Origin of the sequence: Rahnella inusitata (genome assembly GCF_018288855.1) — a bacterium.
Taxonomy (GTDB): Bacteria; Pseudomonadota; Gammaproteobacteria; order Enterobacterales; family Enterobacteriaceae; genus Rahnella; species Rahnella inusitata.
On record NZ_CP065026.1, the window covers coordinates 13971 to 28280 of the forward strand.

A 14310-nucleotide genomic window follows, 5' to 3' on the forward strand; every position below is an offset into this window, starting at 1 on the left:
CATTGAAATATGCATGAAATAATGTCCGCTTCCCTCAAAGATATCTGTCACACCTGCTTAAGAAACAGTCTAAAGGTAGGGTATTTAATGAGAGGGTCACTCCCCCATGCCCGGTACTATGCTGAGGACAGGCTTTCATTCGGAGAACTATCATGGAAAACATTGTGCTCAGTGGTATCGATCGGGTTAAAAACTCTTTCCATATTTATTGCCAAGATCGTCGCGGGAAGGCTGTTTACCGTAAAAAATGTACCCGGCCAAAGCTGATCGAATTTTTGCTGACATGCCCCGCTACAACCATCGCAATGGAAGCCTGTGGCGGTTCTCACTTTATGGCACGCAAGTTGGAAGAGTTGGGCCATTTCCCAAAGCTCATATCACCACAAATTGTCCGCCCATTCGTTAAAAGTAACAAAAACGCCTTTGTCGACGCCGAAGCTATTTGTGAAGCTGCATCGCGTCCGTCTATGCGTTTTGTGCAGCCCAGAGCGGAATCTCAGCAGGCAATGCGGGCTCTGCATCGTGTCCGTGAATCCCCGGTTCAGGATAAGGTAAAAACAACCAATCAGATGCATGCTTTTCTGCTGGAATTTGGCATCAGCGTTCCACGAGGAGCTGCCGTTATTAGCCGACTGAGTACCCTTCTTGAGGACAGTAGTTTGCTTCTTTATCTCAGCAAGTTATTGCTGAGATTACAACAGCATTATCACTATCTTGTTGAGCAGATTAAAGATTTAGAATCTCAGTTGAAACGAAAGTTGGACGAAGATGAGGTTGGACAGCGCTTGCTGAGCATTCCCTGCGTCGGAACACTGACAGCGAGTACTATTTCAACTGAGATTGGCGACGGGAAGCAGTACGCCAGCAGTAGTGACTTTGCCGCGGCAACAGGGCTGGTACCTCGACAGTACAGTACAGCACGGGAGGTCGGACGACATTGCTGGGAATTAGTAAGCGAGGCAACAAAAAGATCCGAACTTTGTTGGTTCAATGTGCCAGGGTATTCATACAAAAACTGGAACACCAGTCTTGTAAATTGGCCGATTGGGTCAGGGATTTACTGTGCAGGAAAAGCAACTTTGTCGTCACTTGTGCTCTGGCAAACAAGCTGGCCAGAATAGCCTGGGCACTGACGGCACGACAGCAAACTTATGAAACATAACGGGAGAAATACACCGGTTTAACGAATCACTCATCTGGTTTTGCGAATATTGATGATACTAACTGCCCACCGGCCTGTTGAGGAACCTGTAAAACGGAAAGGCTCATTGATGCCGTATATTTTCTGGAGGTTCATCAGGTGCGGAGCTCATCGAGGCGTGGGAATAAAATCCCATTCAGACGCCGGATAGATTCAAGCAAGCCAACTTATCGTCAAAATCGGTGTTGCAAAAACGGGAGTGAACATAGATCCCTTTTCCAAGCGGACCCTATTTATGCCGCAGAGCGGCATGAAGGCGACAACCATTGTTATAAATACCCTCTAAGCTAAGGGTCGCCGGTAACGCGGCGCAGCCGCCCCGGTTTGATAGATTCCACCGATGCTTATCCCTCGCCCTGCCAGACCATTCCTGTTCACAGCAATGAAACTTTAATGTACGTGGTCGGAGTGGTCCTGGCGAAGCCAGGGCGTATCTCCGCGTTAGCGCCTTTGGCGCTTACGAGCGTGTTCCCCAAAACCAAAGCCACACCTCTCAAAGCGACACAGTTTTAATAGTTACAACATTCACTTTTAAAGCCACTCTGTTCCGGGCCGTTGGCCCGGGCGGGGCGGCTTTTCAGGTGGGCGGAGGGGGTGCGTTTGCGCTCGGTTCTGGATGTTGATGTGGGTGAGATTCGGTGAATGTTGTAACTAATATCAACGGTGGTATGCCCCGGCTTGTCCGGGGAGCTACTTCTTCTTTTGCCCTGGCAAATGATGCCGTTGTTCAGGTGTGGTTGCCCTGAGCATAGCGAAGGGAGCTACTCCAGATGCCGGGCCGTAGGCTGGCTCAGGAGTAATCTTTCTTTAGAAAGCTTGTTTTGTTCAGAAGTAACGTTCGAAATTAATCCTGTCTGAAGAAGGGTTTTCGAAGTTAATGGAATGCCTCGACCGGGGAATTAACGCTTCGAATTTAAACGATTATTTCTTAATCAGACATTGGCCAGCGCCGTATCGAGAGCACGCCCCGACCGTCGCCGGTGCGCATTTTGGCGGATAACAGACGTGGGGAAGCCTGCCAGGCATCCGCGAACGGAAAAAATGCCAGCATCAGGCCCGCGAAATCGCAGGAAGGGGAAAGGTTTAGAGAAGAATGTGGTTAAGACAGTGGAACGCCGGCGCGCTCCAGGAGCCGCTGATAAAACGTCTCAGCATCCGTGGCCAGCAGCGTCGGGAACTCGGCTTTGAGGGCACTTTCCAGCGACATCTGCGCGACCATCGTCAGTTGGCCGGCGGCAGTATAGCGACGCCAGGCATTCTGGTAACGATTTGTCTCTTTTGCCGGACGCAATTGCCGCACTTTACGCGCCTGTTCGTCAAGAACGGCGCCAATGTCAGCCTCAGTTCGCGCTTTTTCATCGCGCAGCTCCGGGCTGACAACCCAGCGTTTTATCTGTCTCAGCCGGTTTTTGAGGGAATGGTGGCGGTCGATGCTGATGCCCAGACGCGCCATTTTGAGCAGGTGACGCTGATATTTCTGCTGCATGGACTCCGCCAGTCCGCTGGCTACCGCCCACTGGCGATATTTATGCAACCACTCCCGGATGCTTTCAACCGCGATGCCGCGTGAGGTAAAGCATTTGTCGGTGAGAAAAATACGCATGGGCTTGTTCTGGCCAGAGTCGGCGTCGCGGTCGCGGTGTATCACCACGTAGTCCAGCTGTTCCATGACGCGCAGGGCATGGAGCAGTACGTCATACGCCTTGCGGCCGTTCTCATAAACGTGCAGCGCGTTCATGCGGCGGGCAATCTCTTCCACCGGCAGCATCATTTCGAAAAGGTAATCGCTGTCCGGGCTGTAGTCACAATTTGCGGCCAGAACCAGAGACAGAGAAGTCAGCGCCTCACGGCTCTCAGAGCGTGGGGTAATCCGCATAGGTTTAGGGGTAAAAGAGGGGTCAGACGCACGGGAGTAAGGCGTGTAACCCGTACGGCGAAGCGCGATCAGATCGGCATTTCGACGCCAGTCATGCTGACGGAAGCAGGCTACCACTTTTGCAGCCATGCCGCGCGGCGTTTTGCCCGTGTAAGCCGGTTGATTGTTGCGGTGCGTCTTCGACTGGCCTTTGCGCAGACGGTTAGCTTCACCCCGGCGCGAAGGACGATAAACACTGGCAGAAACACTGTTTGCTACCGGTGAGAACGGAAACTGTTGCTCAGACACGGCTCCCAACGCTTATGTTGCGCCGGAGGAGTTGACCTTTAAAAGGCATAAATCTATACTCCCTGCATAGAGCAACAACTCTATACAGTTTTAGTGAGCCCCGACTATCTTTCGTTCCCGCCAAGAAATGAGAAGATATTCGGGGTTTTTGCTTTTCTGGGACTGTAAAACCTTCTATACAGCACCCATTCCCTGCCACCTTGCGGCGTGGCCAACCATAAATTCTCTAACTGATCAGCAATCTAGCACTACCTGTGGTCACATGCAAGAATGTCAACCCACGCACTTACCTGGTTCGTTCAGCTTCATTCTTTATGAGTCGCTGAAGGACTTCAGCTTGCGTTGCACCTTCTTCTTTGCACATGCCCATCAACATCGACTTTATCTCAGGGTCCACAAAGACTTTAATTTCTTTTTGGCTTAACCGTTTACGAGAAATTGAAGCGAGTTGTCGTTCTGTTCCCGACAATGGCTGGCCTTTTCTGTAAGCACGTTTAGGTTTCGCTGAGGAAGGAGCTGCATTTGTGGATTGTGACATTTTGGCCTCCCCAAGGATCTGAATATATCGTTTGGGAAAGCCTACTATAGATTCATTAAATCAGCAGCATAAAAAGCATTTTCACTCCCGTTGGCGCGGGATAAGACAAAAATGCGAAAAGAGGTAACGTTCGCCATTCAGAACGCCGGAGGATCTCTGTCAGTACGATGACACCCAGTCTTTCCCTAACGCCCAGCGCGACTGCCAGTGAGTCAGGTAGGTTTGTGCCAGGTCAGGCACATCGTGCAGTACCAGAGCGTTCTCCGAATTCGACCGCGCGGCAGACTGGGTATAGTTATACGACCCGGTTTCGACCGTCTGGCCATCAACAATAATCACTTTGTCATGCATGATTTTAAACTGGCTGACGGTACGCACCGGGATCCCCGCATTCACCAGTAAATTCATCGAGGCCACACTGGCTTTCCCGCGATTGCCGCCCTCATCCAGTACCACCTGGACGTCAACGCCCCGTTTCTTTGCGGCGACCAGTGCCCCGGCAATGTCGGGCGAGGTAAACGAGTACCCCATCAGACGAACGCTTTGTCGCGCATCGTCTAAAGTCTGCAGTACCAGCTGCTGCGCGCTGCCTTCCGGTGAGAATCCCACCTGTACCGACGGGGCCGCGCTGGCGGTACAAACGCCTGTCATCAATAACGTGGCCAGTAAGGCCACCCGCAATCTGTTGTGCTTCATCTGTCTTTTTCCTCCCGATAGGGCAATGCATAAATTCCTGATGACGCACTGGCGGTCAGCAGGCAAAAGGAACCTTCCCCACAGGACGCGTCCCAGGTCAGGTTTTCCGGCACGCACTTGGTCAGACAGGTAATGGCCACCTTCAGTGCCTCATGGTGCAATCCCGGACGGGTTCTGAAACACACCCGCTGATGCTCGATATCATCATCGCTGAACATAAAGCCATGCAGGTCAAAAAAGTGGATCGACAGTGCTTTCTCACCCTTCATCGTTTTTCTCCTGACACCGTGCAAAGCCACCTCAAACCCGGTGGCCTGCACGACCTCGCCTTATTTCATCGCATTATCGATGGCCTGCTGCATCACCTGAGCGGACACGACGCCCGGAATGACGGTTGTGTTGTCAGCGGTCGCGTTCTCTGCCGGCATCACGATGATCCCCGGCGTCCCGGTTAATCCCAATAGCTCTGCCAACGCACTGTTACCCGCGATCAGGGCATCTGCCGCTGTGCGGTTCGCGACGTCTTCTTCTCCTGCGCCCGCTGCCGTGGCCACTTTTTCAATATCGTCTGACGTCAGTTTCCCTTCGTTATGGCCGGTGCAGTAAATCCCGTTGTGGTAGGCCATATAGGCATCCGCCCCCTTCTGTTTCCAGATGGACAGACCCCGGCGTGACGCCTGCGTAGACTCGGGGTAATGCCCGGCAAAAATCGTCCAGTCACGAAAAGCAAACCGCACATCCTGGTTGCTGACCATGACCTGCTCCATTACCGGGGCCATCATGCTGCAGGCAATGCATTCGTAGTCGAAAAACTCGGTCACAATCACTTTCGAGTCCATCGGCCCTTTCACCGGCACGCCGTCAAGCTGCATCAGCAACCGGTGCCCCTTCAGAGCGGACTCCGCCATCAGCTGTGCCTTGATGGCTGCCTGCTGTGCCTGCAGCTTTTTGCTCACCTCGATGAGCACCTGCGGGTGGGCCACCAGGTAGTCGGCGGCAATCTCGCCGATGCGTGACTGCTGTGCCGGCGTGAACTCTTCCGGCTCTGCGGCGCCGGCGTGGAGTGAACCGAAAGTAAAACTCAGGGCGAGCGAAAGCGCCGCCGCGTTAAAACGGTTTGTCATGATGATGTCTCTCGAAGAAGGATCCCGGTGTCACCGGTGAATAAAAGGTTGAGCCGCTGCCAGGATGTGTCGCGGTGTGGATTAACGTTCTTTCTGAATATTTCGGACGGCTTCGTGGGTAATTTCTTCCCGCTCCGGCTCCCGGCCCCGGCTTTCGGGCGGCAGCGTCAGTTGTCCCTGCTTTTCCAGTTCACGCGCCGCGCTGGCCAGCGCCCGCTCTGACAGGTCATTTTGCGGGTTTTTAGCGGTGCCGTGCGTTTTATCCTGCTCGGTCTGCACGTAGCGGAGTGTTTCTGCAGACACCAGGCTTCCCTGTGCGTTTTCAGTCGGCAATATTGCACTGTCAAACTGACCCGCCCCGGCAAGCGTGGCCAGCACAGCCCGAATGGCGCCGTTGTTGTCCTGCAGGGCTTCGTTTTGGGCAAGCAGGCCAGAAGCCTGACGGATAAGCGCGGCGTAGTCCGGCAGCTTCTCACCCGGTAGCACCGGTATTTCCTGCTGCATGTTCTGAACTACACGCTCTACCAATTGTGCTGACAAAGCTGGCACATCCTGCCCTTTAGTCTCTGGAAGCTGAATTTCAGACAGGGGATGCCGCGTCTCTTCAATAGCCCGGAGTGCCTGGCGAAGCAGGGCAGACTCATCCGCCGGCCTTTCTTCTGCCGGCAGATACCGCAGGATCTCCTGCAGCTCAGACTGGACCAGCCTGAGCAACGTGGCATCCGGCCTGACAGTCCGGTCAGTCACCCCGCCCGCCACTTTCAGCAGCTGCGCGGACGGCATCTGCCGGCCGGTGAGCAGCAATACGCCTGCCGCCGGGTTGCCTCGCGCCGCCGCCAGCGCCTGCGTCATATCGCTGACCACAATCGTGTCACCGTTGCGGCTTTTTTGCACCACCGCCGCCTGGGCGCCCTCGGTCGTCAGCTGGCGTACCGGCCCGGTCTGTATCTGGCCGGTGTCTGACTTCAGGGGGAACATCGTCAGACCCGCCGTTTTGCCGTTGCCGTCATAAACCGGTAATGCCAGGTGCGGCATCGGATATTTTCTGGTCGGCGGAATAATCCGCGCCGTCACGGGGTTATCTTTTAAGCCCTGTTCCCGCAGGTAGGTTCGCCCGATGGCCGTTTTGCCCACCGGCTGCCCCATCGCCCAGATGCTCCGGGCCTGCGCCCGCTCTGATTCCGGCTTCAGGGCATCATGCGCAGTCGTCGGGCCGTTATCTTTTTGCCGCAGCGTATCCATCCAGTCACGAAGACCATCGGTATAAATCTGCACATGATCGCGCGCACGGGAGGCGTTAATGTAAAAGGCCCGCATGCCGCTCATTCGCTTACGCGCACCTTCCGTCCCCTCCAGCGCAATCACATAGTCCGTACTGGCCCCCTGTGCGCCGTAGCCGGTCACCGCCCAGGCATAATCGATGTGCTGGTCTGCCAGCGTCATGCCCGGCGTAATGACCTTTTCGCCGCCGGCGTTTTTAAGCACCACCTCGCCGTTGTCACGTAGCGTTTCCACCCGGTACTGTTCATGGGCATCATGGCCTGCCTGCTTCTGCGTTTTGCTCATGCGCACGCTGTCACCTTCCCGCAGCTCAATCTCACGCCGTTCAAACACCTCAATTTCGGTGGCGTTTAGCTCTTTCGGGGAGTAATAGTGCATGCGGTCATTTTCATCGCGCAAAAAGACGCGCTCCGTTCCCAAATCGATACCGGTCACGCTCAGATAACGCTCGTTGGCCAGCACCACCTGCCCCGCCTTCCAGTCATTAATGCGGTTGAAATCGTGACGACCGCCGGTGATGCGATCCAGTATCGGGACGGTCACCGCCTTCTCCCCCAACACCCCTTCTTTTAACATGGCCTGATGAATGTATTTATTGATCATCTGCCGGTCCTCATGCAGCTGCACCACAATCATGGTGCGCTCACGGGCATCCGGTGTCCGGCTCATGTAGTCCACGGTAATACGTGTCCACGGTGATTCGGTTTCAACCACCGAGTGGTCAGGCGCCTCCCAGGATCTCAGCCGGGGCACCGTCTTCGGTGACACTCTCTCCATTTTCTCGAGGGCAGCACCGGCTTTGTTCTCAATGACGCTGTAAACGGCAGACTTCAGGTCATGATTACGCTGGCGAACGATTTCGTTCATCACGGCCACGTCGAGGGTACTGCGCTCCTGCATCAGCGTGAACGGTGCCCCGCTTTCCGGTGACTGCAGCTGACCGGTATCCCCCACCGCAACGGCCCGGCCCTCTCCGCGTGATATCGCCTGATAGGCGGCAGCGGTGTCCTGATTCCCCAACATCGAGGACTCATCAATCAGAAAAAGTGTCCTGGCATAACGCACGTCTTCGCCCGCCGCCGTGCGCTGTTGCCAGTCCACCACGAAGGATTTAAGGGTCTGCGCCTCGATGCCAACGTCACGCATTTCCTTCACCGCGCGGTGCGTCGGAGCAAGCCCAATCACGAGCGGCCGTTCACTTTCCGGCAGGGTGTCAATCGCGGCTTTCACCGCCCGGAACTGGGTGGTTTTCCCCACGCCGGCATAGCCCTGTACGGCGGTAAAGCGATCGGGGCTTTGCAGGATAAGCGTCGTGGCGGCCTTCTGCCCGGCGGTCAGCCCATTAAGCAAGACCGGGTTCATCGCGGCCATCAGCGGCGTCTGGGTATTTTTACCCGTATCAATTTCCCGGATGATGGCCTTTTCCATCTCCCAGGTCGCCCGCCCCACAACTCCCCCTCCGCCGGCGACTTTCACCGGGATGAGGTCCCCCTCTTTCATCTGCCGGGCCACTTCGCCCCGTAACGCCCCCAGATTATTGAAGAACGTGCCCGCCTGCTCCAGCAGCTTCACCTCTGAGAAGGCGACGTCCTTCATCTGGGCAACCGCCCGCGACACGGCCTTTTGCGCATCCGTGAGTAATCCTGCGTTTAACGCGGCCAGCGCTTCCCCGGTGTCTTCCTTGCCACTGGCATGGCGGACTAACGCCAGCGGTGACCGGGTGGTGCGCATCCGGCCGAGTTTCTCCTCCGCCTTGTTTTGTGCTTCCCCGGTAAAGATTTCCGCCTCATGGCCCGACTGGGCCAGGGCGTTCATGATGTTGCCGGACAGGTCACGGGCGTTGAGGCTGGCCAGCACGATACCGTGCTCATTGTCCCGGCTCCCCGGGGCGCTGACGTAGCCGTGCGTCAGATACAGCGGCCGGTCGGTCGCGACCTGCAGCGGTTTTTTCTGGCCATCGCGCTGCACCGTTAATTTTCCCTCACTGACGGCAGTGACCGTCAGCCGGTCGCGGGCTTTCAGCCCATTGGCTTTGTCTGTGGCCAGGGCAAACAGCTGTTCCCCCTGAGCAACGTGCAGCTGTTCACGGGTAAACAGCCGCCAGTCGCCGGTCAGGTCGCTCAGTTTTACGCGGCTCAGAACGCCGTCGCTGTCGATAAGTGACAACATGCGCGTCTCCTCATGCACCCGGTCAAGGATGTAGTGGCGGGTTTCATTTTTGTCTGACCGGTCTTCCAGCACCATCCCCGCCCGGTACGTGGCCGGGAGCAGGCGTTCTTTCACGCTGGCATAGACCGGCGTGCGGGCTTCGACGGTCACGCCGTCCCGTTCAAGCTTGCCGGCGTTTTGCAGGGCGTCACGGATAATGCCGGTCAGGTGCTGCTGCTCGCGGGCGCCGGTGACCACGGCGGTGACGGGGGTGTCCGGTGAACTCAGGTCAGCATAGCGTTCAGCCAGTGCACGGTAACGGTCACGCTTATCGCCGATACTGATCACCCTTGCTTCCAGCCCCGCCACCGGTTCGGTCAGACCGTGACGGGGCACGCCGGCGGATGACAGCACCGACAGGGCGTTGGCATTGGACTGCCGCCCGGCGCTGTCCAGGAAAATAAGCTGGGCGTCTTTCTCCTTCGCTTCGCCGCTCAGTACCAGCATCTCCTTGAGTCCGAGGCGCTCCGCACTTTCCACGATGAGCGTGCTGTGCGCACAGAGACTGAACCCCTTATCCAAAACCCGGCTGCGATAGAGGATGTCGTCTTTGAGCAGCGCAGATTTGCCAAAGCTCAGGCCCCGTTCGGTAGAACTGGCCAGTATTTTCACCTCGCGGCCATGCTCACGTGACATTGTCACCAGTTCTTCCGTCACCTCGCGCAGACGGCCGATTGACGCCGGCGCGTTCAGGATGGCCACCGGCGCAAATTCCACCGCTTTGAGCCGCTCAGGCGTTTCGATGTCGGTCTGCCGGAAACTGACCACTTTCCCTTCCTTGACGATATCGGCCGCCAGAGCCTGCACAGACAGTTCATCCAGCAGATGAATATGCGAGGTAAATACCCCTTTGTCCCCATCCAGCGGGGCCAGCAGGTTTTCACCGATGGCCCGGTCGATCGCCTTGCGCAGATTAGGGATCGACTGTTGCCCTTCCCCCGCCTCATGCGCCGTCATCAGCAGGTCACCGTAGGTAAAGCGGGTGCGGGTGTCACTGAGCACCGAAATCGCAGTACGCACCGCCTGCATGACGCTCGGCGGCATCGGGCGTTCTTCCGCCTGTTCAGGCGTCACGGCCCGCGTTTGCGCGGCATCCATCACGTCTTGTATGTTGAAATTCAAATCGGCCATCTGCTGATCCCACCGGGCCTGCAGGCGGTTGCGCCCGGCCTGCGTCTCCGGTTTGGCGATGGGTGGTTCCGCCGGTGCGTCCTTTGCACCCGTACTTTTTTCCGGCGTTACCTGTCCGGGTTCGGGCAGACTGACCGCCTCAGCGGTCGTGCGGACAGGGGCGTTCCCCTCTCCGCCCACCTCAATTGCAGGTTCTGACGGAAAATCCACGCGTTCACGGGACAGTGATGGCTCGGTGACGGCTTCAGCCGGACTGGCCATCTCATCAGGCGTGCGGGCAGAGGCTATCCCCGATTTCCCCACTTCGGCTGCCGGTTCCGACGGTAAATCCACGCGCGCAGGAGACGATGATGGCACGCTGGCAGTGTCAGCCGGCGTCAGTGACGGGGCATCCGGCGTGCGTGCGCCCTGCGCATCGGCTTCATCGAGTCCGTAACGGCTGATATCGACCTTTTTCTGCCGGGTGTCTAACGCCGCGACGTCGCGGCTTTTCAGCGACGCCTCATCCCCGACCTGGGCGGCGATTTCACGGTGGCGGGACGAAAACTCCTCCAGCACCGCCTCCGGAAACCCTTTTATTTCCCACAGTTCATGCTTGCCGCCGGTGAGTTCTGTCTCATACCCCATCGCCTCGGTTTTCGCCTTCAGGCTGTTGCGGTAGATTTTGCCGAAGCTGACCTGATGGCGGTACATCGTCTCAATAAACCCGGCACCGTAAATGGCATCGGTGGCCAGCGCCTTCCACTTCCCGTCCAGCTCGGTCACGTTGGCAACCACGGCGTGGGTGTGGATGGCCGGATCGAGATTGCGAGATGTATCGTGGGTAAAGAGCGCCGCCACCATCTTGCCGGTGGGGACGATCGAGGTGATGCCCTCCTTCGTGTCACGGGCGGAAATCGTCTGCTCCATGATGGCCAGCGTTTCTTTGACCGCCTCAATATGGGCCTGCAGCAGGCGCTTATCGCCGCCGGCCAGGATAAGCATTGAGACGCTTTTCGGTGCAGAAAAGGTGAAGTCGTGTCCGGGCCGGTGCACATGATTACCTGACACCTCCTTCCCCAGCTCCACGCCATTCGGCAACCGCCCGTGCAGCACATTGGTGAACGCCTCAAGATCAACGTTCCCTTCCAGACCCAGCTCACGGGCGCCTTCCCCCAGCCACTGGCTTTGCAGATCATCGAGAAAATAGTAGTTATCTTTGCTGCTGTAATAGCCCGCCGCGTCTGCAGCAGACGCAACGGAGGCAACGGTCATCATCGTTCAAAACCTCCGGGTTCGTGGTGTTCATCCATATGCTGGTACGCGTCATAATCATCGTGGTGTCGCAGAATGTTCTGTTCCTCCTCGGCCATCGCGCGGTTTGCCGCGCCGTACTCCGTCGCCTGGGCTTCATCCAGGCTTTCCGGTGACTCCTTCCGGGCGCCCAACGTGCGCAAAACAAGCTCGCCTTTTTCATCCACTTCCACGTCCATCTGCAGATCCGGTGCTTCCCCCTGCGCATCTGTTGCCGCCTGGTCTTCGGTGCCGTCAGCGGTCGGCGCGGGTTTGCGCCTTTTTTGCGCGAGCATCTCCAGGGCGCTGAGTCTGGCGGAAGGCACGACCTGCTTAACCGCTACCGCAGGGGCTTTGGCCGCAGCCGGGCTAACAGGTGGCACGGCGACAGAATCCGCAGTGACGGCACGCGGGAGCGCGGGATCCGACACTTCAGATTTGACCGGTGCGGGCGCAATCGGAGGTTTGTCCGCCGTTCTGGATACGGCATCCCTCTCTCCGGGGTTTCCCGCCGCTTCCGGCCTCCTCATTCGAGGCGTAAAGGGACGCACGTTGCTGGAAGGTTCCGGGAAGACGGCAGTGCCGGGCTGGACAGGGTCTTCAGCCACCGGCGGTGTTGCCGGTGTCTTCAGTGTTTCAACGGTGAGCGGCGTCGGCGAAACCGTGACGGGCACGCTTTCCCGGACGGGGCTTTGTGACGAAATGCTGTCTTTCGGGTGCGGCGTCTGGGATTGAGGGGATTGAGTGACAATCTCCGGTTCTGCAGTCGTTGACTGCCCTTCCAGAATTTCGTCGCCGGTCGGGAAGACAATGCCCGCCCTGCGTGTCGCCTGTTCGTTCTGGCTAATGACCTGTTCCAGCTGGGGACTGAGCACATCCTTGAAATCGCGCGCTATCAGCGCCTTGTGATATTTCTTTTGTGCCCGGTATTTCAGATCCAGTTTCACCACCGGATATTCGCCCGGCAGGCGGGCATAGAAACGCAGGTTTGGCATCGACATGATGTTGTCATAATCGACCACCGGCTCATTGACCTTGTCGCGGCTGATGGAGATACCGTCACGGATTTGGTCAAGACCGTAGCTGTTTTGCTCCCGCGCCTCACGACGGCGCTGATGCCCCAGCTCTTCCTCTACGATTTTCGCCACTTCAGCGCTTGGCGAACGGCCATAGAAACGGGTGTTCAGCAGGTCAAAAATAGACTTGGCCACCTCACGTCCGTACACGTTGATAAGCTGTGGCATGTTCTGAATGCCAATAACAAAACAACCGCCAAATTTGCGCCCTTCAGCCAATGTCTCGGCAAACTCGGGGATTTTTTGCAGGCTGGTCTTTTCATCGATGATGAACCACACCCTTCGGTCGGGATCTTCTCCCATGCTTTGCAGATAAATTGTCGCCATCGACAACCACATGGATATCAGCGGGCGAACCGATTTACGATGACGGGCCGTTGTTGAAATAAACAGCCAGCTTTTGTCGTATTGCGCGTCGGTCATCCACTCCCGGATGCTGAATTCGGGTTTACCTTCCTGATCAAGTCCCTGAAGATAACGCAGGGCTTTGGCGTAGTTGGTCACCACCGAGCGGATCGAGATGGCCGTTTTCTCAATTTTTTCCTCTACCAGGTTGGCGGAGGGCGTGTTTTTGAGAAATTCGCGCAGGCTTTTCAGATCGATGGACAACAAGGCTGTCAGGAATTTCTCAATGCTGCGATCGCTATGTGAGGCAAACTGCATCGCCGTATCGCTGAAAATGGTGCGTGAAGAGGACACCCAGAACGGGTCGGACTCCCCCTCCACCGGAATAAGCGAGGCCGTCAGGTTCTCGTAGTCCACGACTTCCCGCGCTTCCCGCCACAACACCCAGTTCTCGCAACGCTTATCGTGCGGGTTGAGAATTTTGTCGATACGTTCGTCAAAGTGCGTTTCAATAAAGGTGCCGCCGGAGTCGTAGACAATCGCCCGATCCCCCCGTTTACGAATAAAGTCGAGCAACCAACGGATAAGCGTGGATTTACCGACTGCAATAGTGCCGTGTATCAAGTAGTTCATGATCTCGGCGTTCTTCACCATGTGTAGGCCGCCGATCTGCAGGTCTGATTTCTGACCGGCCTTTTTCAACTGACGGTTTACGCTTTCCACGTCATCGGTCAGCGTCATGCCAGAGAGATAGGTATCTTCACTCTCTTTTTTTCCAATGCGCCCCACGTACCAGGCAATCACGCTGAACAACAGCAAACACACCGTGCCGCAGCCGGCGGCGCTCAGCTTTAAGTTATTCACCAGCTGGCCGCCCATCGACTGCATCCAGGGGTCAGCCAGCAGCTGTCCCAGCGTCAGTTTGGTGGTGCACAACTGTATGCCGCTATTGCAGTGCCAGCTGATATCCCAGGTCGCCGGGCTTTTCGGGTTCATCAACGGCACAAAGCTGGATAACAGCCTGCCGGTCCAGTACCAGAAACCGTTATTCAGCACATCGGCGGAGGTGACCGCCCAAAATACGCCGCCGGTGGATAACAAAAACAACAGTAACAGCCAGTTCAATATCCACTGGTTGACCTGGGCAAACATACGCAGGCGGTAGGCCGTCATCTGGCCCCCCTGCGTGAGGTATTTCGGTGTAAAACTCATGGTTCAGCTCCGGCAAACGCGCAGGCTTAAGCCGCCCGGACGGGCAGTTCAGGTTGGTCAGT

At 56.8% G+C, this 14310-nt stretch carries 8 protein-coding genes and 1 pseudogene; 1 reads left to right on the forward strand and 8 read right to left on the reverse strand.

Features of this window, described 5'->3' with window-relative positions:
* Positions 1-152 precede the first annotated feature (152 nt).
* A pseudogene (locus tag I2123_RS24650) lies at positions 153-1162 on the forward strand (IS110 family RNA-guided transposase).
* Between the two features lie 967 nt (positions 1163-2129).
* Here the strand turns inward: I2123_RS24650 and I2123_RS25695 are convergent.
* From I2123_RS25695 to traD, 8 genes are all read right to left on the reverse strand, one after another.
* Positions 2130-2252, reverse strand: a complete 123-nt coding sequence (locus tag I2123_RS25695) for a hypothetical protein (protein ID WP_274611830.1) — start codon at positions 2250-2252, stop codon at positions 2130-2132.
* 48 nt (positions 2253-2300) lie between these two features.
* A complete protein-coding gene (locus tag I2123_RS24655; RefSeq protein WP_213053004.1) occupies positions 2301-3365 on the reverse strand; it encodes a Replication protein in 1065 nt (354 codons plus the stop codon).
* A gap of 286 nt (positions 3366-3651) precedes the next feature.
* Positions 3652-3903, reverse strand: coding sequence for a replication regulatory protein RepA (gene repA, locus I2123_RS24660; protein WP_213053005.1), 252 nt, complete (start codon positions 3901-3903; stop codon positions 3652-3654).
* 159 nt (positions 3904-4062) lie between these two features.
* Entirely contained in the window at positions 4063-4554 is a 492-nt protein-coding gene (locus I2123_RS24665) for a phospholipase D family nuclease (RefSeq protein WP_244879971.1), read from the reverse strand.
* 41 nt (positions 4555-4595) lie between these two features.
* On the reverse strand, positions 4596-4868 hold the full coding sequence (locus I2123_RS24670) for a hypothetical protein (RefSeq protein ID WP_213053007.1): 273 nt from the start codon (positions 4866-4868) through the stop codon (positions 4596-4598).
* A gap of 60 nt (positions 4869-4928) precedes the next feature.
* Entirely contained in the window at positions 4929-5723 is a 795-nt protein-coding gene (locus tag I2123_RS24675) for a DsbA family protein (RefSeq protein ID WP_213053008.1), read from the reverse strand.
* An 81-nt stretch (positions 5724-5804) separates the two neighbouring features.
* Entirely contained in the window at positions 5805-11600 is a 5796-nt protein-coding gene (traI, locus tag I2123_RS24680) for a conjugative transfer relaxase/helicase TraI (protein WP_213053009.1), read from the reverse strand.
* Complete coding sequence (gene traD / locus I2123_RS24685) at positions 11597-14248, reverse strand: type IV conjugative transfer system coupling protein TraD (RefSeq protein WP_213053010.1); 2652 nt, start codon at positions 14246-14248, stop codon at positions 11597-11599. The genes traI and traD overlap by 4 nt, the downstream gene beginning before the upstream one ends.
* Positions 14249-14310 lie beyond the last annotated feature (62 nt).